Genomic DNA, 23,498 nt, shown 5'->3' on the forward strand with positions numbered 1-23,498 from the left:
ATCAAAACCATGTACCCCGACCGTATCTTCTCCGGCATGCGGCCTACCGGCTCGCTGCACCTCGGCCACTATCACGGCGTGCTGAAAAACTGGGTGCGCCTGCAATCCGAGTACCCGTGCTTCTTCTGCGTGGTCGACTGGCATGCGCTGACGACCCACTACGAAACGCCGGATGTCATCGAGAAGAACGTGTGGGATGTGCTGATCGACTGGCTCGCTTCCGGCATCGATCCGGCGCAGGCGACGCTGTTCATCCAGAGCCGTGTGCCCGAGCACGCCGAACTGTCGCTGCTGCTCGGCATGAGCACGCCGCTCAGCTGGCTCGAACGCGTGCCGACGTACAAGGAACAGATCGAAAAGCTGCGCGACAAGGATCTCGGCACGTATGGCTTCCTCGGCTATCCGGTGCTGATGGCGGCCGACATTCTGCTGTATCGCGCGTCTCTCGTGCCGGTCGGTGAAGACCAGGTGCCGCACGTCGAAATGGCGCGCGAAATGGCGCGCCGCTTCAACTACATGTACGGCCGCGAGCCGGGCTTCGAGGAGAAGGCGAACGAAGCCGCGAAGAAGCTCGGCGGCAAGCGCTCGAAGCTGTATCACGAACTGCGCAACGCGTATCAGCAGGAAGGCAACGAGGAAGCGCTCGAAAAGGCGCGCGCGATGCTGTCGGAGTCGCAGAGTCTGTCGATGAGCGATCGCGAGCGCCTGTTTGGATACCTCGAAGGCTCGCGCAAGATAATCTTGCCCGAGCCGCAGGTGCTGCTGACGGAAGCGTCGCGCATGCCGGGTCTCGACGGCCAGAAGATGTCGAAGTCGTACGGCAACACGATCGGCCTGCGCGAAGACGCGGAAACGATCACCAAGAAAGTCCGTACGATGCCGACCGACCCGGCGCGCGTGCGCCGCACCGATCCGGGCGATCCCGACAAGTGCCCGGTGTGGCAGCTGCATCAGGTCTACACCGATAAGGACACGCACGAATGGGTGCAGAAGGGTTGTCGCACGGCGGGCATCGGTTGTCTGGAGTGCAAGCAGCCGGTGATCGAAGGCATTCTGCGCGAGCAGCAACCGATGCTTGAGCGCGCACAGAAGTACATGGACGATCCGTCGCTGTTGCGCGCGATCGTCGCCGATGGTTGCGACAAGGCACGCCGTTTCGCGACGGAGACGATGCGCGACGTGCGTGAAGCGATGGGTCTGTCGTACACCTGATGACGGACAGCCTGAACCCGGGCGCGGCGGGCGCCGCTGGCCATGCGTCAATCGGCGGGCCGTCGCGTTGGGTGAAGCGCTGGGCGCATCTCGTCGATGCCGGCGGCGTGGTGCTCGACGTGGCCTCGGGAGCAGGGCGCCACGCGCGGTTTTTCGCGTCGCGCGGGCATTCCGTGACGGCAATCGATCGCGATGCCGCCGCTTTGCAAACGATGGACGGCGTGCCGGGCATCGCGACCATCGCCGCCGATACCGAAAACGGCCCATGGCCGCTGCCTCCGGACGCACAGTTCGCGGCCATCGTCGTCACGAACTACCTGCATCGACCGCTCTTTCCCCAATTGCTGGACGCGCTCGCGCCCGGCGGCGTGCTGATCTACGAAACCTTCGCACAAGGCAACGAAACGGTCGGCAAGCCTTCGAATCCCGCTTTTCTGCTCGCGCCCGGCGAACTGCTGGACGCAGTTCGCGGCCTGTTACGTGTCGTTGCATTTCAGGACGGTTTCCTCGCAGAGCCGCGCCCCGCCTACGTGCAGCGGATTTGCGCGGTGCGCGAGGCGGATTCGTCGGTCAAAAGGAAAGATAAGGGGGTTCCCCCGCGTTACGATTTGGCCGGTTAATCCGCTACAATCGCAGTTTATCGAACAAATTCATGACGTTTCATGGCTAACGGCACTCAGCAAGACGGCGTCGCGATTCGCGGCAGCATTCCCGCCATCATCACTCCGATGCTCGAAGACGGCAGTCTCGATCTGCCGGCGTTCCGCAAACTGGTCGACTGGCATATCGAAGAAGGCACGAACGGTCTGGTCGTGGTCGGCACGAGCGGCGAGTCGGCAACGTTGTCGGTGGAAGAGCATGTGCTGATGGTCAGGACGGCCGTGGAACAGGCTGCTGGCCGCATTCCGGTGATAGCGGGCGCGGGCGCCAATTCGACCACGGAAGCCATCGAACTCACCGAGCAGGCGAAGAAAGTCGGTGCCGATGCCACGCTGCAGGTCGTGCCTTACTACAACAAGCCGACTCAGGAAGGCATTTACCGCCATTTCGCGAAAATCGCTGAAACGGTGGATCTGCCGGTGATCCTGTACAACGTCCCCGGCCGCACGGTCGCGGACATGTCGAACGAAACGATTCTGCGTCTTGCCAACGTGCCGGGCATCATCGGTGTGAAGGAGGCGACGGGCAATATCGACCGCGCGGCGCATCTGATCAAGTCGGCGCCGGCGCACTTCGGCATCTACAGCGGCGACGATCCCACCGCGATCGCGCTGATGCTGCTGGGCGGCCACGGCAATATTTCGGTGACGGCCAACGTCGCACCGCGACTGATGAGCGAGCTGTGCAAGGCCGCGCTCGCTGCCGACGCAAAGTCGGCGCGTGAAATCCATCTGAAACTTCTCTCGCTGCACAAAAACCTCTTCATCGAATCGAACCCGATTCCCGCGAAGTGGGCGTTGCAGCAAATGGGCCGCGTTCAGGGCGGCATCCGTCTGCCTCTTACGCCGCTCGATGCGCGCTACCACGACGTGGTTCGCGCCGCGCTGCGCGAGGCAGGGCTGCTCGGCTGAGCGTCTGACATTTCAGGCGCCTCCCGGCATTTTTTCAACTGACGTCGATATCGCCCACGGTTTCGCACCGCACCCGGCAGCGCGTTCTAGCTTCACGAAGGACCCCATGAAACGTTCCGCACTTTCCCTCCATGCAACGCGCCTGGCGGCGCTGTCGCTTGCGGCTGGCACGGTTGTGTCGCTTTCTGGCTGCGAGTCGCTGAACGACATGCTCGCGTCGGACCGGGTGAACTACAAGGCAACCGCGAGCGCGCCGCCGCTCGCCGTGCCGAGCGATCTGACGGCTGCGCAGATCGATCAGCGCTACGTGGCGCCGCCCGCGGGCGCTGCGCTCGGTGGCGCGACCCAGCGCGCGACGACGGCGGCTGGCAACCTGACGGAAGGCGTGCCGAGCGCGCAGGATCCGCTGGGCATGCACGTCGAGCGTGACGGCGACCGCCGCTGGCTGGTCGTCGACGGTCGCGCGCCGGAGCAACTGTGGCCGCAACTGCAGGAGTTCTGGACGGAAAACGGCTTCTCGCTGAAGACCGACGCACCGAGCACGGGCATCATGGCGACCGACTGGGCGGAAAACCGTGCCAACATTCCGGACGACTGGTTCCGTCGCACGATCGGCCGCGTTGTCGATTTCGCGTACTCGTCGGGCACCCGGGACAGCTTCCGCACGCTGGTGTCGCGCGACCCGAGCGGTGCAACCGATATCTCGATCACGCACGCGGCGATGGAAGAAGTGCTGACGGGCCAGGACAAGACGTCGTCGCGTTGGGTCGAGCGCCCGCGCGATCCGGCACTTGAAGCTGAGTTCCTCGCCAAGCTGATGCAGAAATTCGGCCTCACCGACGCGCAATCGAAGCAACTGCTGACGGACGCACGTTCTGCGACCGGCCAGGCGCAACTCGACAAGAGCGCAGGCGGCTCGACGCTGGATCTGCCTGAGTCGTTCGACCGCGCGTGGCTGCGCGTCGGCCTGGCGCTCGACCGCACGAACTTCACGGTCGACAACCGCGACCGCGAAAAGGGCATCTACTACGTGCGCTACGCGGATTCGATGCAGGAACTCAAGCGCGACGGCCTGTTCGGCAAGCTGTTCTACAGCGACAAGAGCGCGAAGAAGGATAGCCACGAATTCCTCGTCAACGTGCGCTCGAAGGGCGACGCGATGACGCAGGTCGCCGTGGTCGACACGAATGGCCAGGTGGATACGTCGTCGGATGCGCAACGCATCGTGACGCTGCTGCACGCGCAACTGAACTAAGGCGGGTCGTGCGATTCGCCAGTCTGGGAAGCGGCAGTGAAGGCAATGCATTGCTGGTCGAAGCCCAAAGCGGTGCGACGACCACGCGCATCCTGCTGGACTGCGGCTTCTCGGGCAAGGAAGTGGCCCGGCGGTTGGAACGGCTGGGCACGGGCGTCGACGAGCTCGACGCCATTCTCATCACCCATGAGCACAGCGATCACATCGGCAGCGCGCTGACACTGGCGCGCAAACTTTCGATTCCCCTTTACATGAGCTGGGGCACGGCGCGCGCCGTCGGCGCCGACGAGGCCGATGTCGACCTGCATGTGCTGTGGGGCGACGAGGCTGTCGCGATCGGCGACCTCAGCGTTTTGCCATATACCGTTCCTCACGACGCTCGCGAGCCGCTGCAGTATGTGTTTTCCGATGGTGCGTCGCGTCTCGGTGTGCTGACGGATGTGGGCACGTCGACGCCGCATATCAGCGCGGTGCTGGGCGGTTGCGACGCACTAGTGCTCGAGTGCAATCACGATGTCGAGATGCTGGCCGCTTCGCGGTATCCGCCGTCCCTGAAGGCGCGGATCGGCGGCAATCACGGGCATCTGAACAATGACGCGGCGGCGGAAATTCTTGCGTCGCTCGATCGCTCGAAGCTGAGGCATCTCGTCGCAGCGCATCTGAGCCAGCAAAACAATCTGCCGGAACTGGCGCAGGCCGCGATGGCGGGCGTGCTCGGCGCGGCGGCGACGGAAGTGCTGGTCGCAACGCAAAGCGAAGGATTTGGCTGGCTGAGTCTTTGAGTCTTGCCTCTGCGGCGCGGCGCCAGGAAATGAAAAACGCCCGTGACGATGGCTCGTCACGGGCGTTTTGTTTTACCTGGCGATCAACGTCAATCAGTTACGGTTGCCGCCGAAGATACCGAGGATCGACAGCAGGTTCACGAACACGTTGTACAGATCCAGATAGATCGCCAGCGTGGCCGTGATGTAGTTGGTCTCGCCGCCATTCACGACGCGCTGTACGTCGAACAGCATGTAGGCCGAGAAGATCACGATGGCGAGCACCGAGACCGTCAGCATCAGCGCGGGCAGTTGCAGAAACACGTTCGCGACCATCGCCAGCAACAGCACGATCACGCCGACGAACAGCCACTTGCCGAGGCCCGAGAAGTCACGCTTGCTGACCGTGGCGATCGTCGCCATCGCGGCGAAGATCACACCAGTGCCACCAAAGGCGAGCATGATCAGTTGCGGCCCGTTCGAAAAACCGAGGATGAAGCTGAGCAGGCGCGACAGCATCAGGCCCATGAAGAACGTGAAGCCGAGCAGCACGAACACGCCGGCGGCGCTGTCCTTCGTCTTCTGGATCGCGAACATGAAGCCGAATGCAATCGCGAAGAACGCGATCATGCTCATCGCCGGGCTGGTGGCGGCGAACAGCGAGAAGCCGGTCGCGACGCCCACCCACGCACCGATGACGGTCGGCACCATCGACAGCGCGAGCAGCCAGTAGGTGTTGCGCAGCACCCGGTTGCGGGTCTCGGCCGTGGTGACGCTGCCGCCCCGGCCAAAGTTATAGGGATACTCGTTCATGGTTTCTCCTTGCGTCAGACGCAGTGTTGCGACGTGGCTTGCAACGGTTTTTGTACGGTGCGGCTGGCGGCTGCCATCCGTCACGCGAACCCACAACCCTAAGATTAGCGGCGTAGTGCGGAGTTTCAATGCGGCGCACAACACCGTGCGATTACATTGTGTTTCCGTTTCCTTAGCGCTGTCTTAAAAGGGTTTCGGGCGCTCCATTTTCGACCTTACAGTATCGTAAGGGTTCAATCGCAATCATACACTGGAACATGCTACAATAGCGGATTCATTTAAATCTGTAACCTCTTAATTTTCTGGAGTTTTTATGGCGCTCGAACGCACCCTGTCGATTATCAAGCCGGACGCAGTGGCAAAGAACGTGATCGGCCAGATCTACAGCCGCTTCGAAAACGCTGGTCTGAAGGTCATCGCATCGCGCATGGTTCAACTGTCGCGCGCCGACGCGGAGAAGTTCTACGCCGTGCACGCAGCGCGTCCGTTCTTCAAGGATCTGGTTGAATTCATGATCTCGGGTCCGGTGCAGGTTCAGGTTCTGGAAGGCGAAGGCGCCATCCTGAAGAACCGTGACCTGATGGGTGCGACGGATCCGAAGAAGGCCGACGCTGGCACGATTCGCGCTGACTTCGCAGACAGCATCGACGCCAACGCCGTCCACGGCTCGGACGCTGCTGAAACGGCAGCCGTCGAAATCGCGTTCTTCTTCCCGGAAGTCAACGTCTACTCGCGCTAAGCGCTTCGCAGTTCAGCAGTAACAGCAGCAGGAGCGGGCGCGAGCGGTACACGCGTTCATGCAGCTTGTTGCATGAACGCAGTCTCGCACTGAATGGCAGGATTCGATATGACGAGCAGTCAAACCGTCAACCTTCTCGATCTGGACGCCGCAGGCCTCGTCGCTTATTGCGACAGCCTCGGCGAGAAGCCGTTTCGCGCCAAGCAATTGCAGCGCTGGCTCCACCAGTACAACGCTGCCGACTTCGACGGGATGACGGATCTCGCGAAGTCCCTGCGCGAAAAGCTGAAAGGGCGTGCATCGATCACGATGCCGCCTATCGTCAGCGACCATATTTCTACCGACGGCACGCGCAAATGGCTCGTGGACGTCGGCAACGGCAATGCCGTTGAAACCGTGTTCATCCCCGAAGAAACGCGTGGCACGCTGTGCGTGTCGTCGCAGGCGGGATGCGCGGTCAACTGCCGGTTCTGTTCGACGGGCAAACAGGGGTTCTCACGCAATCTCACCACGGGCGAAATCATCGGCCAGCTGCGTATGGCCGAATTCGCGCTGCGTGCGTCGCTTGGCACGGCCGGTGGTCGCGCGACGGGTGGTGAGGGCAAGGGCGAGCGCGTCGTCACGAACGTCGTGATGATGGGTATGGGCGAGCCGCTGCTCAATTACGACGCGGTGGTTCCCGCAATGCGCCTGATGCTCGACGACAACGCCTACGGGCTGTCGCGCCGGCGCGTGACGCTGTCCACCTCCGGTGTGGTGCCGATGATGGACCGGCTCGGCGCCGATCTTCCGGTGGCACTCGCCGTGTCGCTGCACGCGCCGAACGACGCGCTGCGCGACGAACTGGTGCCGCTCAACAAGAAATATCCGCTGCGCGAGCTGATGGCCGCGTGTCAGCGGTATCTGAAAGTCGCGCCGCGCGACTTCATTACATTCGAATACTGCATGCTCGACGGTGTGAACGACAGCGAGGCGCATGCGCGCGAACTGCTCGCCGTGACGCGCGACGTGCCGTGCAAGTTCAACCTGATTCCATTCAATCCGTTCCCGGAATCGGGTCTGTTGCGCTCGAAGAACGAGCAGATCAAGCGTTTCGCGCAAGTGTTGATTGACGCGGGGGTTGTCACGACCGTGCGCAAAACGCGCGGCGACGACATCGATGCGGCTTGCGGTCAGCTGGCAGGCGCGGTCAAGGACCGCACGCGCCTCGCCGAACGTACCGGCAAGTCGAAAGTCATCGAAGTTCGCGCCGTGTAAGGCTCGCGACAGGCGAAAAATGGGGTGGCATGTCAGCAAGCTGTCCCTCGGGGTCGCCGCGTCGCGCGAAGTGAAAAGAAAGTGCGCAAAATCGATCGGAAGCGGCACGCACAGCCGCACATTTTGTTATAAACGGTCTGCGAAACCGGGTGAGGCAAAAGGCCACCGGTTCGCATGAGTGATAAAAGAATCGACGCGAAAGGATTTGGGATGAGTGAGCCGCAGCACCCGCAGCCGCACGACATGGATACGCATTCGGATCGCCCGCTTTCGGCCGCGCCGGCTGCCGTGCCGACGGGGTACGACTCGCTGGCGGCCGTCGGCGCGCGTCTCGCGCAGTTGCGCGAGTCGAAGGGCTGGTCGGTCGAGGATGTGTCGGCGCGCCTGAAAGTGTCGCCGGGCAAGTTGCGCGGGCTCGAAGCAGGCGACCTCAGCCAGTTGCCGGACACCACGTTCGCGCTGGGCGTCGTGCGCAGCTATGCGAAGATGGTCGGCGCCGATCCCGCGCCGATGACACAGGCGCTGCGCCGTGAAAAAGGCGTGCCGGAACCTGCGCTGACCATGCCGGCGTCGGCGGGTACCGACCTGCCGCGCGGGAAAGTGTCGCTGTCGCTGGGTCATAGCGCGCCGCGTCGCCGCTCGTGGCTGTGGGGCGCAGCGCTCGCCGTGGTCGTGCTGGCCGCGCTGGCCATGTGGCATACGAACAATGGCGAGTCGAACGCATGGCTCGCGCGTCTGAAGGGCATTGCCGGCAGTGTGGCATCAACGGACGCGGCGTCGTCGACGACGGCCCAAGCGGCTAGCGGCTCGGCCGTGACGGGTGAAATCAGTGCGTCGGACGCGACGCCGCAAACGGATACGCAACAACAGGCGGCCGCAGACGGCGCGTCGGCAACGCCGATGCCCACGCCGCTGCCGATGGCAGGCGCTGCGCCGGCATCGACGGTCGCATCGGCCTCTACGCCGGCTGCGGTGGCAACGGCATCGGCGCCGAAAGCCGCGAGCGCCGCGCCGGCAGTCGCGGCGGTTGCGTCGGCGGCAGCTGCGGCGAGCGAGCCCACTGCCGCGCCCGAACGCTCATCGACGGTTGCGCTCTCGGTCAAGCAGGACAGCTGGTTCAGCGTGCGCCAGAAGGACGGTAAGGAAGTATTCTCAGGCCTCGTGCACGCGGGCGAGAGCAAGGAAGTCAACGGCGTGCCGCCGCTGAAGGTGACGGTCGGCAACAAGGCGGGTCTCGATTCGATCACGCTGGACGGCCAGCCGGTCGACCCGGCCAAATATGCGTCGGCGAAGGGCAATGTGGCGCGCTTCGCGCTGCCCTGACGCAATTCAGATCGTGTGCGTCGCGGCTTTGAGGCCGCGGCGCTTTTTCAATTCACGCGCCGTATTTCTCAATGGGGCCGGACGCTTTCCGGGCCGTGAGCGGGCGGCGTAAGCGGGTTTATCGATGCATTCCGATCAAGTGAAATCCAGCAGCCAGATTGTTTCGACCGTGCCGGTGTTCGGCGGTCACGCGCCGCGTCGCCGCTCGAATGCGGTCGACGTCCGTTGGGGCGGCCAGCTCGTGACGATCGGCGGCGACGCGCCCGTGCGCGTGCAGTCGATGACGAACACCGATACGGCCGACGCAATCGGTACGGCAATCCAGATCAAGGAACTCGCGCAGGCTGGCTCCGAGCTCGTGCGGATTACGGTGAATACGCCGGAAGCGGCAGCGGCCGTGCCGGCGATTCGCGAACAGCTGGATCGCATGGGCGTGACGGTGCCGCTCGTTGGCGACTTCCATTACAACGGCCACCTGCTGCTGCGCGACTACCCGGGCTGCGCGGAATCGCTGTCGAAGTACCGGATCAATCCCGGCAACGTCGGCCAGGGCGCGAAGCGTGACACGCAGTTCGCGCAGATGATCGAGGCCGCCGCCAAGTACGACAAGCCTGTGCGCATCGGCGTGAACTGGGGCAGTCTCGACCAGGATCTGCTCGCGCGCATGATGGACGAGAACGCCGCCCGGCCTGAACCGTGGGAAGCGCAAAGCGTGATGTACGAAGCGCTGATCCAGTCGGCAATCGGCTCGGCGGAACGTGCGGTCGAACTCGGCCTTGGTCGCGACAAGATCATCCTGTCGTGCAAGGTGAGCGGCGTGCAGGATCTGATCGCCGTGTACCAGGAACTCGCGCGTCGCTGTGATTTCGCGCTGCACCTGGGTCTCACGGAAGCGGGCATGGGCTCGAAGGGCATCGTCGCGTCGACAGCCGCGCTGTCGGTTCTGCTGCAGCAAGGCATCGGCGACACGATCCGCATTTCGCTGACGCCGGAACCGGGCGCATCGCGTACGGGCGAAGTGATCGTCGGCCAGGAAATCCTGCAGACGATGGGCCTGCGTTCGTTCTCGCCGATGGTCATCGCGTGCCCCGGCTGCGGTCGCACGACGAGCACGCTGTTCCAGGAACTGGCGTCGCAGATCCAGACGTATCTGCGCACGGAGATGCCCAAGTGGCGTGACACGTATCCGGGCGTCGAGAAGATGAACGTGGCCGTGATGGGCTGCATCGTCAACGGTCCGGGCGAGTCGAAGCACGCGAACATCGGCATCAGCCTGCCGGGCTCGGGCGAAAATCCGGCCGCGCCCGTGTTTATCGACGGCGTGAAGGTCAAGACGCTGCGCGGCGAAAACATCGCGCAGGAATTCCAGCAGATCGTGAGCGATTACGTCGAGCGCAGCTATGGTCCGAATGCGGTCCGCGCCGAAGCGACGAACTGATTTCGCTCCATCCAATCGTCAATCAAAGACAGATGACTGAACAGAAGAAGCAGAAGCTCGAAAAGCTGTCCGGCGTGAAGGGCATGAACGACATCCTTCCGCAGGACGCAGGCTTGTGGGAATTTTTCGAAACGACCGCGAAGTCGATGCTGCGTTCGTACGGATACCAGAATATCCGTACGCCGATCGTCGAGCACACGCAGCTCTTCACGCGCGGTATCGGTGAAGTGACCGACATCGTCGAAAAAGAGATGTACAGCTTCACGGACGCGCTCAACGGCGAAAACCTCACGATGCGTCCGGAGAACACGGCGGCTGTCGTGCGCGCGTCGATCGAGCACAACATGCTGTACGACGGCCCGAAGCGCCTGTGGTACATCGGGCCGATGTTCCGTCACGAGCGTCCGCAGCGCGGCCGCTATCGCCAGTTCCATCAGGTGGGCGTCGAGGCGCTCGGTTTCGCCGGCCCGGACACGGACGCGGAAATCATCCTGATGTGCCAGCGTCTGTGGGATGACCTCGGTTTGACGGGCATCAAGCTCGAAATCAATTCGCTGGGTCTCGCGGAAGAGCGCGCGAAGCATCGCGTCGAACTGATCGCGTATCTCGAGAAGCACATCGACGTGCTCGACGAAGACGCGAAGCGTCGTCTGCACACGAACCCGTTGCGCGTGCTGGACACGAAAAATCCGGCGATGCAGGAAGTCGCGCAGAACGCGCCGAAGCTGATCGATTTTCTCGGCGACGAATCGCGTGCGCACTTCGAAGGACTGCAGCGCATCCTGAAGGCGAACAACATTCCGTTCACGATCAATCCGCGTCTCGTGCGCGGTCTCGATTATTACAATCTCACCGTGTTCGAATGGGTGACGGACAAACTCGGCGCGCAAGGCACGGTTGCGGCAGGCGGCCGTTACGATCCGCTGATCGCGCAGCTCGGCGGCAAGCCGACGGCCGCGTGCGGCTGGGCGATGGGCATCGAGCGCATTCTCGAACTGCTGAAGGAAGAGAAGCTCGTTCCTGAAGCCGAAGGTTGCGACGTGTACGTCGCGCATCAGGGCGATGCCGCGCGCGAGCAGGCGTTCATCGTCGCCGAGCGTCTGCGCGACACGGGTCTCGACGTGATTCTGCATTGCAGTCCTGACGGTCAGGCGTCGAGCTTCAAGTCGCAGATGAAGCGCGCCGATGCAAGCGGTGCCGCATTCGCAGTAATTCTTGGCGAAGACGAAATCGCGAACGGTACGGCGGGTGTGAAGGCGTTGCGAGATGCACGGGCAAGCGATGGAAAGAGCGAGCAACAAACGGTGCCGCTCGAAGACTTGACCGAACATCTAATCAATGCGATGGTTGCGTCCACCGAAGACGGCGACGACTGATCGCGGCGTCATTCAATGGGCCGCGCGCGTCGTGGCCTCAATCAGATAAGGCACCAGGAAAGGAAATCGCGTCGCGATGAGTTACCACGACGAACAAGAATCGGTTGAAAGCCTGAAAGCATGGTGGGCGCAGTGGGGGAATGCCACCACGTGGATCGTGCTGGTAGCGCTCGTCGCTGCCGCAGGCTGGAACGGCTGGAATTACTGGCAGCGTCACCAGGCAGCGGAAGCGGCCGTGCTGTACGACCAGGTTCAGCAAGCTACGGCGGGCTCGGACAAGGCGACGATCACGCGCGTCGCCGCCGACATGGAAGACAAGTTCAGCGGCACCGCGTACGCGCAGATGACGGCGCTCGCAGCCGCCAAGGCGCTGTACGAAGCCGGTGACGAGCCTGGCGCGAAGGCCCAGTTGCAATGGGCCGTCGATCACGCGAAGGACGACGAGTTCAAGCAGATCGCCAAACTGCGTCTCGCATCGCTGCTGCTCGACGAAAAGGCGTACGACGCCGGTCTTGCGCTGCTGAACGATCCTTCGGAGTCGTTCAAGGGCGTCGTTGCTGACCGCCGCGGCGATCTGTTCGCTGCGCAAGGCAAGCGCGATGACGCACGCACCGCGTACAAGCTCGCGCTCGACTCGCTGCCGAAGAGCGATGCTTCGGCCCGTCAACTGATTCAGTTCAAGCTCGACGCGCTGGGCGGCTGAGCGTTGCACGCCGCTGCACTGTCTGCCGTCACCTTTTGATTAAACCAACATACATGCTTCGTTCACCGATGAATCTGCTGAAACGTTACGCCGTGCCCGTTGCCTGTGCGATGACCGTGCTTGCTCTGTCGGCCTGCTCGTCGTCGAAAGACGAGCGCCGCGTGCCCACGCCGCTCACCGAGTTCAAACCCGTGCTCGACGTACAGCAGGTGTGGACGGCCAGCGTCGGCAAAGCCGGACGCTACATGTTCTCGCCCGTGACGGTGGGCGACGCCGTGTACGCTGCGGGCGCGAACGGCTCGGTCGCGAAGATCGACGCGAAGACGGGTAAGGATGTCTGGCGCACGAAGGTCGACGGCGACCTGTCGGCAGGCGTCGGTACGGATGGCACGCTGACGGCCGTCGGTGGTCTGAAGGGCGAAGTGTTCGTGCTCGACCAGAATGGCAAGCTCTCGTGGAAGGGTACGGCGCCTGGCGAAATCCTGTCGCCGCCGCTCGTCGGCAACGGTCTCGTGGTCGTGCGCACGGTGGACGGCCAGATCACCGCGTTCAACGCACAAACGGGCGAGCAGAAGTGGAACTACCGCAACCGCGCGGTGCCGCTGAATCTGCGCGTGTCGTCGGGCATGACGTTCGCAGGCGACCAGGCCGTGCTGGCCGGTTTCCCGGGTGGCCAGTTCGCTGCAATCAATCTGCAGACGGGCGACGCATACTGGACGACGCCCGTGTCGTATCCGAAGGGCGTGACGGAAGTCGAGCGTATCAACGACGTGACGGGTCCGCCCACCCTGGTCGGCGCCGAAACCTGCGCGGTCACGTTCCAGGGCCAGCTCGGCTGCTTCGATGCAAACTCGGGCCGCGCGCTGTGGGAAAAGGCGTTCTCGAGCACGAGCGGTCTCGCTCAGGACGACCGTACCGTGGTCGCGGGCGACGACTGGGCAGTCGTGTCGGCATTCGACGCCAATTCGGGCCAGCAACTGTGGCGCAACGACCAGCTCAAGAGCCGCGACGTCAGCGTGCCGCTGCTGATTGGTCATGCGGCCGTGGTCGGTGATTACCAAGGTTACGTGCACTTCCTGTCGCGCGACGACGGCACGTTCGTCGCCCGTGCAAAGACGGACGGCAGCGCGATCACGTCGGCGCCCGTGCTGGCGGGTGACACGCTCGTGGTTCAGACGCACGACGGCGATCTGTACGCCTTCCGTCCGCGTTAAACGTAGTTGGGCTGTGCGGCGCGTCGTTGTCGGCGTGTCGCGTGGCGCATCCAGGCCGGCATTGCCGGCCGTATCTTTTTTGATGGCGTCCCGATTCCGGTCGGGCGCAGGCATGTAAGAAACAAGGTGTCCCATCGCCGGAACCGCCAGCCAGGCTGCACAGGCGGTCATCCAGGACGCGTCGCGCAATCTTGCGCATCCAGGGCGGCGCCGTCGGGTTACAGGATTCACCCGGCGCACGCATTCAGGCAGCCAACCTGACATCCCATTCGCATGTGCACGCTCCGCGCGTTCGAATTGGGTCAAATTCGTGATAATTTTCGTCAAACGCAGCCGTGCAACGGCCGCATGGCGTTGCCAGCGCGGCAGGTCGACCGTTCGATCCCGCGTCTCACTGTGAACAAGATCTGATGAAACCCGTTATTGCCCTCGTCGGGCGCCCCAATGTGGGGAAATCCACGCTGTTCAACCGGCTCACGCGCTCGCGCGATGCGCTCGTCGCCGATTTGCCGGGCCTCACGCGCGACCGTCACTACGGTGAAGGGCGCGTCGCCGGCGAACGTCCGTATCTGGTCGTCGACACGGGCGGCTTCGAGCCCGTCGCGAAGGACGGCATTCTGTTCGAAATGGCGCGGCAGACGCGCCAGGCCGTCGAAGAGTCGGACATCATTGTGTTCATCGTCGACGGACGCAACGGGCTCGCGCCGCAGGACAAGTCGATCGCCGACTACCTGCGCAAGACCGGCCGGCCGATCTTCCTCGTCGTCAACAAGTCCGAGGGGATGAAATACACGTCGGTGGCCGCTGACTTTTACGAACTCGGCCTCGGCGACCCGCGCGCGATTTCCGCTGCGCACGGCGACGGCGTGACGGAAATGATCAATGAGGCGCTCGACGTCGCGTACGCCGGCCAGCCGGAAGAAAGCGAGGAAGAGAAAGCCCAGCACGGCATCAAGATCGCGATCGTCGGGCGGCCGAACGTCGGCAAATCGACGCTCGTCAACACGCTGATCGGCGAAGACCGCGTGATCGCGTTCGACATGCCGGGTACGACGCGCGATTCGATCTACGTCGACTTCGAGCGGCAAGGCAAAAAGTACACGCTGATCGACACGGCCGGCCTGCGCAAGCGCGGCAAGGTGTTCGAGGCAATCGAAAAATTCTCGGTCGTGAAGACCTTGCAGTCGATCTCCGACGCCAATGTCGTGATCCTGCTGCTCGACGCGCGCCAGGACATTTCGGAGCAGGACGCGCACATCGCGGGCTTCGTGGTCGAGCAGGGGCGGGCGCTCGTGGTCGGCGTGAACAAGTGGGACGGCCTCGATTCCCATGTGCGTGAGCGCACCAAAGCGGATCTTCAGCGCAAGCTAAAATTCTTGGACTTCGCGAAATTCCACTTTATTTCCGCAGCGGAAAAGACGGGCATCGGCCCGCTGATGCGTTCCGTCGATGACGCCTACAAGGCCGCGATGGCCAAGCTGCCGACGCCGAAGCTTACGCGCGCGCTGATCGAAGCCGTCGAGTTCCAGCAGCCGCGCCGCCGCGGTCCGGTACGTCCTAAACTGCGTTATGCGCACCAGGGAGGACAGAATCCGCCGATCATCGTGATTCACGGCAACGCGCTCGACGCGATCACCGACACGTACAGGCGTTACCTCGAAAACCGTTTCCGGGAAACTTTCGCGCTGACGGGCACTCCATTGCGAATAGAGTTCCGTTCGTCGACGAATCCTTACGCGGACAAGAGCTGAGACAGGACCGAAACGCAGGCTGATTCCCGGCTTGAAATCCGGGCTGAAACCCGCATGTACATTGGGTCCTGGCCGAATGGCCAGGCACCGCGCTGGTCAATAAAAATCGGCTATAGTGTAGCGATTGACGGCGGATCTCTTTTTCTTCGCCGACAATAAAGTTAACCTGCAAAAAAACACGGAGTTTGCTATGAGCAACAAAGGGCAATTGTTACAAGACCCGTTTTTGAACGCACTGCGTAAAGAGCACGTGCCGGTCTCGATCTATCTGGTCAACGGCATCAAGCTTCAAGGGAACATTGAATCGTTCGACCAGTACGTCGTGTTGCTCCGGAATACGGTGACCCAGATGGTGTACAAGCACGCAATCTCGACTGTCGTGCCTGCCCGTCCGGTGAATTTCCACCCGGATTCCGAATCGTCCTAACCCTTCGTCGCGGCCGGTCGAGCGTCGTCCGCAGGCGACACTGACCGGCTGCTTCATTTTGACATCCACCAATTTGATTAACGCCGCGCTTGTCGGCATCGACTTCGGCAAGATCGATTTCGAAGCCAGTCTCGAAGAACTCAGCCTGCTCGCGCAAAGCGCGGGCGCCCATCCCGCCGTCACTCTCACCGGTCGCCGTTCCAGCCCCGATGCCGCGATGTTCGTCGGCAGCGGCAAGGCTGAAGAATTGCGCCTTGCGTGCGAAGCGAACGACGTCGATATCGTCATCTTCAATCACGCACTCGCACCCGCGCAGCAGCGCAATCTGGAGCGTGCGCTTAACAGGCGTGTCGTCGACCGCACCAGCCTGATCCTCGATATCTTCGCGCAACGCGCGCGCAGCCACGAAGGCAAGCTGCAGGTCGAACTCGCGCAACTGCAGTATCTCGCCACGCGTCTAATCCGCGCATGGACCCACCTTGAACGCCAAAAGGGCGGTATCGGTTTGCGCGGCCCGGGTGAAACGCAGCTCGAAACGGACCGCCGGCTGATCGGCGAGCGCATCAAGATGCTCAAGGGCAAGCTCGAGAAGCTGCGTCGGCAGCATGGCACGCAGCGTCGCGCGCGTGCGCGCAACCGCACGATGTCGGTGTCGCTCGTCGGCTATACCAATGCGGGCAAGTCCACCTTGTTCAATGCGCTGACGAAGGCGCAGGCTTACGCGGCCGACCAGCTGTTCGCCACGCTCGATACGACCTCGCGCCGCGTGTACCTTGGTGAAGAAGTCGGGCAGATCGTCGTGTCGGACACGGTAGGATTCATTCGCGAATTGCCTCACCAACTGGTCGCCGCTTTCCGAGCGACGCTCGAAGAAACCATTCACGCCGATCTGCTGCTGCATGTCGTCGATGCATCGAGCGCAGTGCGGCTCGATCAGATTGACCAGGTCAACGATGTCCTGCGCGAGATCGGCGCGGACACGATCCGGCAGGTGCTCGTGTTCAACAAGATCGACGCCGTGCCTGAACTGGCGGCCCGAGGCGACGCGGTCGAGCGTGACGAGTATGGTAATATTTCGCGCGTCTTTTTGAGCGCGCGCACGGGGCAAGGGCTGGACACGCTGCGCGCTGCCATCGCCGAAATCGCAACTGCCGAACAACTTCCGGAGTCTGACGGTCTACTGTCAGAGGGAGACCCGAGAGCGGCGGTACTTCATCAGGACTATCGCGATGATGAAGGCGAAGACCACCGCGACGACCGCAAGATCCCAGACACGGGCGCTGACCCGTTCCAATTGCATTGACCCGCTGTCTACTCTGGTGAACGAACACAGGTGAACGATTACAACGAGCGGAGTATCTGGCTGCGTCTGCGCGCCATGTTGTCGCTGAACGACCCGCGCTGGGGCCGGGGCGAAGGCAATGGCGATCGCCAGCGCCTGAACGATTCGAAGCGTCCGCCCAACGGCAAGGACAGCGAAGGTCCGCCCGATCTCGACGAAATGTGGCGCGACTTTAACCGGCGCCTGTCACGCGTGTTCGGCCGCAAGGGCGGTAGCGGCGGCGGTCCGCGTCCCGACAATGGTCGTGGTGCGCGTATCGGCGTGGGCATCATCATCGGCGTGCTGATCGCAATCTACCTTGGCAGTGGCGTGTTCGTCGTGCAGGACGGTCAGGCGGCCGTGGTGCTGCGCTTTGGTCAGCTGCAGGGCACGGCCGGGCAGGGCGTGCACTGGCGTCTGCCGTATCCGTTCGAATCGCATGAAGTGGTCAACGTCGGCCAGGTGCGCTCGGTCGAGATCGGCCGCAATAACGTGGTGCGTCTCGCCAACGTGAAGGATGCGTCGATGCTCACGCACGACGCCGATATCGTCGACGTGCGTTTCGCCGTCCAGTACCAGATCCGCAAGCCGACCGATTACCTGTTCCGTAGCGCCGACCCTGACCAGAGCGTGACGCAGGCCGCGCAGGCGGCGGTGCGCGAGATTGTCGGTACGCGCAGCATGAACGACGTCCTCTATCAGGACCGCGAAGCCATCCGCACGCAGTTGACGGAAGCCATCCAGCATTCCCTGGACGAATATCACACAGGTCTGGCTGTCACGGGCGTGACGATCCAGAGCGTGCAGGTGCCCGACCAGGTCCAGTCCGCATTCGACGATGCCGCCAAGGCGCGTCAGGACCGCGAGCGCGCGAAGCGCGACGCGCAGGCTTATGCGAACGAATTGCTGCCGCGTGCGAAGGCGGAAGCCGAGCGCATGATCGACGACGCAAAGACGTATAGCGACCGCGTGGTCGCGCAGGCGGAAGGCGATGCCGAGCGCTTCAAGGAAGTCTATGCGCAGTATTCGAAGGCGCCTGCCGTGATCCGCGAACGCATGTACCTCGACACGATGCAGCAGATCTATTCGAATACGACGAAGGTGTTCGTCGACAGCAAGTCGGGCAGCAACGTCCTGTATCTGCCGCTCGACAAGCTCGTCGACCAGACGCGTCAGCGCACGGCCGATGCCGCTGCGGCGAGCGCCGGATCGTCGGCTCAGGCTGCTGCGACGGCGCCCGCACAAGGCCAGCAAAACGCACAAGCTGCGCAGGGCGCGCAGTCTGCGGCGGCGGGCGCCAACACGCCCATGATCATCGCGCCGCCCGCCGTACCCGCCAGCGGTGCCAGCCAGGCGGCTGCCGCCAGCGATGCCTTCCGTTCGCGCGAATCGTTCCGCAGCCGCGGCCGCGAAGACGATCTGCAATAAGGAGCGCGAATATGAACAAAATCGTTGCGCTCGTCGTGGCCATCGTGATCGTGCTGTTTGCGGCATCGTCGATGGTGTTCGTCGTCGATCCGCGCCATATGGCCGTCATCTCTGCGCGCGGCGACGCCGCGCCGACGCTCGCGGGCCCCGGCTTGCATGTGAAGCTGCCGCCGCCGTTGCAGACGGTGACGTCGGTGGATGCGCGCATCCAGTCGCTCGATGCACCGGATGAAGACCGCTACGCCACGTCCGACAAAACCGATTTGCTGGTGAATCCGGTCGTCAAGTTCCGCGTGTCCGATCCCGTCAAGCTCGTCACCGAAACGAAGGGTGATGTGCAGAGCCTGCCCGACCGGCTCGCGCTGCTGTCGCGCGGCGCGCTGGGCGACGCATTCGCGAAGTACACGTTGACGGATGCACTCGCGAAGCAGGCCGCGATTGCGACCGAGGCGCGCGACGGCATGCAGAAGGGCGCGGCGTCGCTGGGCGTCGATGTCGTCGACGTTCAACTCACGCGGATTGATTTCCCTGCCGCGATGGCCGATTCCGTCTACAAGCGCATGATCGCCGCGCGCGAGCGAGTGGCCGATCAGAAGCGCGCAGACGGCGCAGCAGAAGCGGACAAGATCAAGGCGGATGCGGTGCAACAGCAGCAGTCGGTGATCGCCGACGCCTACAAGCAGGCGCAGGCGATCAAGGGCGACGGCGACGGCAAGGCAGCATCGATTGCGGCCGATGCATACAGCCGCGACCCGCAGTTCTATCAGTTCTACCAGAGCATGCAGGCTTACAGGAACAGCTTCAAGCCGGGTGACGTGATGGTCGTCGACTCGAGCAGCGACTTCTTCCGCTTCATGCGTGGCCCGGACGGCGCAGCCGCTCCCGCTCAATCGTCATCCGGCGCGTCGACTGGCGCGCGCAAACACTGATAAAACGGAAACGCCGCGGCATTCGGATCGCGGCGGCCTCATCGCATGGACATAGCCGGCTCGTTATTGCTCGCGATCGCACTGATGCTGATCATCGAGGGGATGTTCCCGTTCGTGTTTCCGACCGCCTGGCGCGACACGTTTCGTAAAATAGCGGAGCGCCCGCCGCATCACATCCGGATCGGCGGGCTGATCGTCATGGTGCTCGGGCTGTTGCTGCTGCTGATCGCGACCTGAGCATCCCTGCATTGCCGGATGGCGCTCACGAGGCGTCGTCCGTTTCTGGCTCCGGCCAATGCGCGCCGGACATCATGCGCGCCGCGGTGCGCTGAATACTGCATTGCTCTGGCGGGCCGATATGTCGCCGGCCCAAGGCAATGAGTCAAAAGCTGCACATCGACGTTTTCGCACGCTTTCGCGCTGCGCAACATCCTCAAATTCAACGGCGTTTGCCATGACGCCGGATTCACCGTCGTAGGACTGTATCGATGTCGACCTGGTTACTTCCCGAGAATATTGCCGACGTGCTGCCGTCCGAGGCGCGCAAGATCGAAGAACTGCGCCGCCGGCTGCTCGACCGATTTCGCGCATACGGCTACGAGATGGTCATGCCGCCGCTGCTCGAATACCTGGAGTCGCTGCTGACGGGCGGCGGCAGCGATCTCAATCTGCGCACGTTCAAGCTTGTCGATCAGCTGTCGGGTCGCACGCTGGGCCTGCGCGCCGACATCACGCCGCAGGTCGCGCGCATCGATGCGCATCTGTTGAACCGCCAGGGCGTCACGCGCCTGTGCTATGCCGGCAACGTGCTGCATACTCGCCCGCGCGGTCTGCACGCGACCCGTGAGCAGATCCAGATCGGCGCCGAAATCTACGGTCATGCGGGTCTCGAAGCGGACCTTGAAATCCAGCAACTGATGCTCGACGCGCTGCATCTCGCGGGCCTTGCGCGCGTGCGTCTGGATCTGTGTCACGCCGCCGTACTCGGCGCGCTGATCGATAGCGAGCCGGCTGCTGCGTCGCTCGGCGAAGGGCTGTATGAAGCGCTTGCGGGCAAGGATGTGCCGCTGCTCAACGAACTGACGGCGAATCTTTCGCCCGTCACGCGCGACGCATTGCGCGCGCTGCCGACGCTGTACGGCGACGCTTCCGTGCTTGAAGAAGCCCGCGCGCGCCTGCCGAATGCGCCGGAAATCGCCCGCGCGCTCGACGATCTGGCGTTCCTTGCGCAACAGGTCGATGGCGCGGAAGTGATGATCGATCTGGCCGATTTGCGAGGCTACGCGTACCACAGCGGCGTGATGTTCTCGGCGTATGTCGACGGTGTGCCGAATGCGGTCGCGCGTGGTGGCCGTTACGACAAGGTCGGCCAGGCGTACGGGCGTGCCCGCGCGGCAACCGGTTTCTCTCTGGATCTGCGCGAAGTCGCGCGCATTTCGCCCATCGAGGCGCGTAGCAGTGCGATCCTCGCGCCGTGGCAGCACGACGACGCGTTGCGTACCAGCGTCGCCGCGCTGCGTGATGCGGGTGAAGTGGTGATCCAGGCGCTGCCGGGCCACGACCACGCGCTCGACGAATTCGCGTGCGATCGCGTGCTGGTCGAGCGCAACGGCCAGTGGGTCGTCGAATCGAAGTCCTGATAGGGCCGTGAAGGCCTGCGGCGTCACGTGAAACGTGACGCCGCAACCATCGTTGCGTGGCCCGCCAGCGGCCGCGCACAGCCGGGCGGCAAGGTCTTGCCGCTCCCATGCCTTTGAGCGCAAAAGGAATTTCCGGAAAATTCCCGGCATCAGTCCGTGAAAAAAATCAGGAACCTTTCGCGAACATAGGTAAAATGCGTTTTTAACCAGCTTAAGAAACAACATGTCTGCCAGCGCAGTGAATGTGAACCCTGGGCGCAATGTCGTCGTCGTGGGTACCCAGTGGGGTGATGAGGGCAAGGGCAAGATCGTTGACTGGCTGACGGACCACGCGCAAGGCGTCGTTCGTTTCCAGGGCGGTCACAACGCCGGCCACACGCTCATCATCGGCGGCAAGAAAACCATCTTGCGTCTGATTCCGTCGGGCATCATGCGCCCGGGCGTCGCCTGCTACATCGGCAATGGCGTCGTGTTGTCGCCCGAAGCGCTGTTCAAGGAAATCGAAGAGCTGGAATCGGCCGGCGTCGACGTGCAAAAGCGTCTCTTCATTTCCGAAGCCACCACGCTGATTCTCCCGTACCACGTCGCCATCGACCAGGCCCGCGAAGCTCGCAGCGGCGCCGGCAAGATCGGCACCACCGGTCGCGGCATCGGCCCGGCGTACGAAGACAAGGTGGCACGTCGCGGTCTGCGTGTGCAGGACCTGTTCGAGCCGGAGGCCTTCGCTGAACGCCTGCGCGCCAACCTCGATTTCCACAACTTCGTGCTGACGCAATACCTCGGTGCGCCGGCTGTCGACTATCAGCAGACGCTCGACCTGATGCTGGGCTACGCCGACCGTCTGAAGCCGATGGTGACGGACGTTTCGCGCCGTCTGTACGACGCGAACCACACGGGCAACAACCTGCTGTTCGAAGGCGCGCAAGGCACGCTGCTGGACGTCGATCACGGCACGTATCCGTTCGTCACGTCGAGCAACTGCGTTGCGGGTGCGGCGAGCGCGGGCGCGGGCGTCGGCCCGCAGAAGCTGAACTACATCCTCGGCATCACCAAGGCGTACTGCACGCGTGTCGGCTCGGGCCCGTTCCCGAGCGAACTGTACGACGCGGACAACGCCGACCGTCAGGAAGAAGTCGGCCTGACGCTTGCGAAGGTCGGCAAGGAATTCGGTTCGGTCACCGGCCGTCCGCGCCGCACTGGCTGGCTCGACGCCGCCGCGCTGCGCCGCTCGATCCAGATCAACGGCGTGTCGGGTCTGTGCATCACGAAGCTCGACGTGCTCGACGGCCTCGACGAAGTGAAGCTGTGCGTCGGTTACACGATCGACGGCAAGGACGCTGACATCCTGCCGCGCGGCGCTTACGAAGTGTCGCGTTGCGAGCCGGTGTACGAAACCTTCGGCGGCTGGCAGGAAAGCACCGTCGGTATCAAGGAATGGAGCAAGCTGCCCGCGAACGCCCAGGCGTACCTCGCGCGCGTGCAGGAAGTGGCGGGCGTGCCGATCGACATGGTGTCGACGGGTCCGGACCGCGATGAAACCATTCTTCTGCGTCACCCGTTCAAGGTTTAATGCATGATCCAGGGTGTACCGATGATTGAAATGAAAGACCCGCGCAACGACGAGCGCAATCTGTGGGTCGGCTGGGACGAATATCACCGGCTGATCGAAATGCTGGCGCTCGCCGTGCATGAATCGGGCTGGAAGTTCGACAAGATCCTGTGCCTCGCGCGTGGCGGTTTGCGTGTGGGCGATCAGCTGTCGCGCATCTACGATCTGCCGCTCGCGATTCTCGCGACCAGCTCGTACCGCGAAGCGGCGGGCACGGAGCAGGGCGATCTCGACATCGCGCAATACATCACGATGACGCGCGGCGAGCTGACGGGCAACGTGCTGCTGGTCGACGATCTCGTCGATTCGGGCGTGACGCTGGCGCGTGTGCAGCAGCATCTGAAGGAGCGTTATCCCGCCATTACGTCGGTGCGTTCGGCCGTGCTGTGGTGGAAGGCGTGCTCGAAGGTGAAGCCGGACTACCACGTCCAGTATCTCGCGACGAACCCGTGGATTCATCAGCCGTTCGAGGAGTGGGACACGGTGCGTCCGCACAACCTGGGTGCATGGATCAAGCGCGGCCAGGAGCGTTCGACGGACGCCAGCTAGCATCTGGCAGCCGCCTTGCCGGTCGTTGGCGGCGGTTCGCGGTCAAGCAGTCTGAAACGGAGCCTTTCAAGGCTCCGTTTTTTATGCCTCTCGCGGGTTGAACGGCAGTCGCCGACAAACCCGAATAATTTGACCTTACAGCCCTTGACACGCGCAAACACACGCCGGCAAAAGGGCGCGAT

Annotated in this window: 22 protein-coding genes; 21 read left to right on the forward strand and 1 reads right to left on the reverse strand. The window is 63.1% G+C overall.

Features of this window, described 5'->3' with window-relative positions; genetic code table 11:
* Positions 1 to 9 precede the first annotated feature (9 nt).
* From G3O01_RS18455 to G3O01_RS18475, 5 genes are all read left to right on the forward strand, one after another.
* Complete coding sequence (locus tag G3O01_RS18455; RefSeq protein WP_205806578.1) at positions 10 to 1,212, forward strand: tryptophan--tRNA ligase; 1,203 nt, start codon at positions 10 to 12, stop codon at positions 1,210 to 1,212.
* Positions 1,212 to 1,832 carry a class I SAM-dependent methyltransferase gene (locus tag G3O01_RS18460; RefSeq protein WP_205806579.1) on the forward strand — a complete coding sequence of 207 codons (621 nt, stop codon included), beginning with the start codon at positions 1,212 to 1,214 and terminating at the stop codon, positions 1,830 to 1,832. The genes G3O01_RS18455 and G3O01_RS18460 overlap by 1 nt, the downstream gene beginning before the upstream one ends.
* A 42-nt stretch (positions 1,833 to 1,874) precedes the next feature.
* On the forward strand, positions 1,875 to 2,783 hold the full coding sequence (gene dapA / locus G3O01_RS18465) for a 4-hydroxy-tetrahydrodipicolinate synthase (RefSeq protein WP_205806580.1): 909 nt from the start codon (positions 1,875 to 1,877) through the stop codon (positions 2,781 to 2,783).
* Positions 2,784 to 2,889: 106 nt separating this feature from the next.
* Positions 2,890 to 4,038 carry an outer membrane protein assembly factor BamC gene (bamC, locus tag G3O01_RS18470; RefSeq protein WP_205806581.1) on the forward strand — a complete coding sequence of 383 codons (1,149 nt, stop codon included), beginning with the start codon at positions 2,890 to 2,892 and terminating at the stop codon, positions 4,036 to 4,038.
* Positions 4,039 to 4,046: 8 nt separating this feature from the next.
* The gene (locus tag G3O01_RS18475; protein WP_205806582.1) at positions 4,047 to 4,820 is read left to right on the forward strand and encodes an MBL fold metallo-hydrolase; all 774 of its coding nucleotides are present in this window, start codon (positions 4,047 to 4,049) and stop codon (positions 4,818 to 4,820) included.
* A gap of 93 nt (positions 4,821 to 4,913) precedes the next feature.
* Here the strand turns inward: G3O01_RS18475 and G3O01_RS18480 are convergent, their stop codons facing one another.
* Entirely contained in the window at positions 4,914 to 5,612 is a 699-nt protein-coding gene (locus G3O01_RS18480; RefSeq protein WP_205806583.1) for a Bax inhibitor-1/YccA family protein, read from the reverse strand.
* A 313-nt stretch (positions 5,613 to 5,925) separates the two neighbouring features.
* On the opposite strand from G3O01_RS18480, the gene ndk reads away from it, so the two are divergent.
* The 16 genes from ndk to G3O01_RS18560 all read left to right on the forward strand — a co-directional run bounded on the left by ndk (position 5,926) and on the right by G3O01_RS18560 (position 23,316).
* The gene (gene ndk, locus G3O01_RS18485; RefSeq protein ID WP_205806584.1) at positions 5,926 to 6,351 is read left to right on the forward strand and encodes a nucleoside-diphosphate kinase; all 426 of its coding nucleotides are present in this window, start codon (positions 5,926 to 5,928) and stop codon (positions 6,349 to 6,351) included.
* Between the two features lie 108 nt (positions 6,352 to 6,459).
* A complete protein-coding gene (rlmN, locus tag G3O01_RS18490) occupies positions 6,460 to 7,608 on the forward strand; it encodes a 23S rRNA (adenine(2503)-C(2))-methyltransferase RlmN (RefSeq protein WP_205806585.1) in 1,149 nt (382 codons plus the stop codon).
* Positions 7,609 to 7,818: 210 nt separating this feature from the next.
* Positions 7,819 to 8,931 (forward strand): helix-turn-helix domain-containing protein, encoded by a 1,113-nt coding sequence (locus tag G3O01_RS18495; RefSeq protein ID WP_205806586.1) that lies wholly within the window; start codon positions 7,819 to 7,821, stop codon positions 8,929 to 8,931.
* A 124-nt stretch (positions 8,932 to 9,055) separates the two neighbouring features.
* On the forward strand, positions 9,056 to 10,369 hold the full coding sequence (gene ispG, locus G3O01_RS18500) for a flavodoxin-dependent (E)-4-hydroxy-3-methylbut-2-enyl-diphosphate synthase (RefSeq protein WP_205806587.1): 1,314 nt from the start codon (positions 9,056 to 9,058) through the stop codon (positions 10,367 to 10,369).
* A 32-nt stretch (positions 10,370 to 10,401) separates the two neighbouring features.
* The gene (gene hisS, locus G3O01_RS18505) at positions 10,402 to 11,745 is read left to right on the forward strand and encodes a histidine--tRNA ligase (RefSeq protein WP_205806588.1); all 1,344 of its coding nucleotides are present in this window, start codon (positions 10,402 to 10,404) and stop codon (positions 11,743 to 11,745) included.
* A 76-nt stretch (positions 11,746 to 11,821) separates the two neighbouring features.
* On the forward strand, positions 11,822 to 12,448 hold the full coding sequence (locus tag G3O01_RS18510; RefSeq protein ID WP_205806589.1) for a tetratricopeptide repeat protein: 627 nt from the start codon (positions 11,822 to 11,824) through the stop codon (positions 12,446 to 12,448).
* A gap of 68 nt (positions 12,449 to 12,516) precedes the next feature.
* Positions 12,517 to 13,662 carry an outer membrane protein assembly factor BamB gene (gene bamB, locus G3O01_RS18515; protein WP_205806590.1) on the forward strand — a complete coding sequence of 382 codons (1,146 nt, stop codon included), beginning with the start codon at positions 12,517 to 12,519 and terminating at the stop codon, positions 13,660 to 13,662.
* A gap of 410 nt (positions 13,663 to 14,072) precedes the next feature.
* The gene (gene der, locus G3O01_RS18520) at positions 14,073 to 15,413 is read left to right on the forward strand and encodes a ribosome biogenesis GTPase Der (RefSeq protein ID WP_205806591.1); all 1,341 of its coding nucleotides are present in this window, start codon (positions 14,073 to 14,075) and stop codon (positions 15,411 to 15,413) included.
* A 190-nt stretch (positions 15,414 to 15,603) separates the two neighbouring features.
* Positions 15,604 to 15,840, forward strand: a complete 237-nt coding sequence (gene hfq / locus G3O01_RS18525; protein ID WP_007580427.1) for an RNA chaperone Hfq — start codon at positions 15,604 to 15,606, stop codon at positions 15,838 to 15,840.
* 58 nt (positions 15,841 to 15,898) lie between these two features.
* The gene (hflX, locus tag G3O01_RS18530) at positions 15,899 to 17,143 is read left to right on the forward strand and encodes a GTPase HflX (protein WP_346779202.1); all 1,245 of its coding nucleotides are present in this window, start codon (positions 15,899 to 15,901) and stop codon (positions 17,141 to 17,143) included.
* A 30-nt stretch (positions 17,144 to 17,173) separates the two neighbouring features.
* Positions 17,174 to 18,589, forward strand: a complete 1,416-nt coding sequence (hflK, locus tag G3O01_RS18535) for an FtsH protease activity modulator HflK (protein ID WP_205806592.1) — start codon at positions 17,174 to 17,176, stop codon at positions 18,587 to 18,589.
* 11 nt (positions 18,590 to 18,600) lie between these two features.
* Positions 18,601 to 19,518 (forward strand): protease modulator HflC, encoded by a 918-nt coding sequence (locus G3O01_RS18540; RefSeq protein WP_205806593.1) that lies wholly within the window; start codon positions 18,601 to 18,603, stop codon positions 19,516 to 19,518.
* 45 nt (positions 19,519 to 19,563) lie between these two features.
* The gene (locus G3O01_RS18545) at positions 19,564 to 19,755 is read left to right on the forward strand and encodes a DUF2065 domain-containing protein (protein ID WP_205806594.1); all 192 of its coding nucleotides are present in this window, start codon (positions 19,564 to 19,566) and stop codon (positions 19,753 to 19,755) included.
* 251 nt (positions 19,756 to 20,006) lie between these two features.
* Positions 20,007 to 21,158, forward strand: coding sequence for an ATP phosphoribosyltransferase regulatory subunit (locus G3O01_RS18550; protein ID WP_205806595.1), 1,152 nt, complete (start codon positions 20,007 to 20,009; stop codon positions 21,156 to 21,158).
* A 223-nt stretch (positions 21,159 to 21,381) separates the two neighbouring features.
* On the forward strand, positions 21,382 to 22,728 hold the full coding sequence (locus tag G3O01_RS18555; protein WP_205806596.1) for an adenylosuccinate synthase: 1,347 nt from the start codon (positions 21,382 to 21,384) through the stop codon (positions 22,726 to 22,728).
* Between the two features lie 3 nt (positions 22,729 to 22,731).
* Complete coding sequence (locus G3O01_RS18560) at positions 22,732 to 23,316, forward strand: phosphoribosyltransferase (RefSeq protein ID WP_205806597.1); 585 nt, start codon at positions 22,732 to 22,734, stop codon at positions 23,314 to 23,316.
* The last annotated feature ends 182 nt before the right edge of the window (positions 23,317 to 23,498 follow it).

This window comes from Burkholderia sp. Ac-20365 (assembly GCF_017104715.1).
GTDB lineage: Bacteria > Pseudomonadota > Gammaproteobacteria > Burkholderiales > Burkholderiaceae > Paraburkholderia.

Bases quoted from the DNA above. Each gene is read 5' to 3' on its own strand.
- G3O01_RS18455 (WP_205806578.1), top strand. From the start codon at position 10: ATGTACCCCGACCGTATCTTCTCCGGCATGCGGCCTACCGGCTCGCTG.
- G3O01_RS18460 (WP_205806579.1), top strand. From the start codon at position 1,212: ATGACGGACAGCCTGAACCCGGGCGCGGCGGGCGCCGCTGGCCATGCG.
- dapA (WP_205806580.1), top strand. From the start codon at position 1,875: ATGGCTAACGGCACTCAGCAAGACGGCGTCGCGATTCGCGGCAGCATT.
- bamC (WP_205806581.1), top strand. From the start codon at position 2,890: ATGAAACGTTCCGCACTTTCCCTCCATGCAACGCGCCTGGCGGCGCTG.
- G3O01_RS18480 (WP_205806583.1), bottom strand. From the start codon at position 5,612: ATGAACGAGTATCCCTATAACTTTGGCCGGGGCGGCAGCGTCACCACG.
- ndk (WP_205806584.1), top strand. From the start codon at position 5,926: ATGGCGCTCGAACGCACCCTGTCGATTATCAAGCCGGACGCAGTGGCA.
- rlmN (WP_205806585.1), top strand. From the start codon at position 6,460: ATGACGAGCAGTCAAACCGTCAACCTTCTCGATCTGGACGCCGCAGGC.
- G3O01_RS18495 (WP_205806586.1), top strand. From the start codon at position 7,819: ATGAGTGAGCCGCAGCACCCGCAGCCGCACGACATGGATACGCATTCG.
- ispG (WP_205806587.1), top strand. From the start codon at position 9,056: ATGCATTCCGATCAAGTGAAATCCAGCAGCCAGATTGTTTCGACCGTG.
- hisS (WP_205806588.1), top strand. From the start codon at position 10,402: ATGACTGAACAGAAGAAGCAGAAGCTCGAAAAGCTGTCCGGCGTGAAG.
- G3O01_RS18510 (WP_205806589.1), top strand. From the start codon at position 11,822: ATGAGTTACCACGACGAACAAGAATCGGTTGAAAGCCTGAAAGCATGG.
- bamB (WP_205806590.1), top strand. From the start codon at position 12,517: ATGAATCTGCTGAAACGTTACGCCGTGCCCGTTGCCTGTGCGATGACC.
- der (WP_205806591.1), top strand. From the start codon at position 14,073: ATGAAACCCGTTATTGCCCTCGTCGGGCGCCCCAATGTGGGGAAATCC.
- hfq (WP_007580427.1), top strand. From the start codon at position 15,604: ATGAGCAACAAAGGGCAATTGTTACAAGACCCGTTTTTGAACGCACTG.
- G3O01_RS18540 (WP_205806593.1), top strand. From the start codon at position 18,601: ATGAACAAAATCGTTGCGCTCGTCGTGGCCATCGTGATCGTGCTGTTT.
- G3O01_RS18545 (WP_205806594.1), top strand. From the start codon at position 19,564: ATGGACATAGCCGGCTCGTTATTGCTCGCGATCGCACTGATGCTGATC.
- G3O01_RS18550 (WP_205806595.1), top strand. From the start codon at position 20,007: ATGTCGACCTGGTTACTTCCCGAGAATATTGCCGACGTGCTGCCGTCC.
- G3O01_RS18555 (WP_205806596.1), top strand. From the start codon at position 21,382: ATGTCTGCCAGCGCAGTGAATGTGAACCCTGGGCGCAATGTCGTCGTC.
- G3O01_RS18560 (WP_205806597.1), top strand. From the start codon at position 22,732: ATGATCCAGGGTGTACCGATGATTGAAATGAAAGACCCGCGCAACGAC.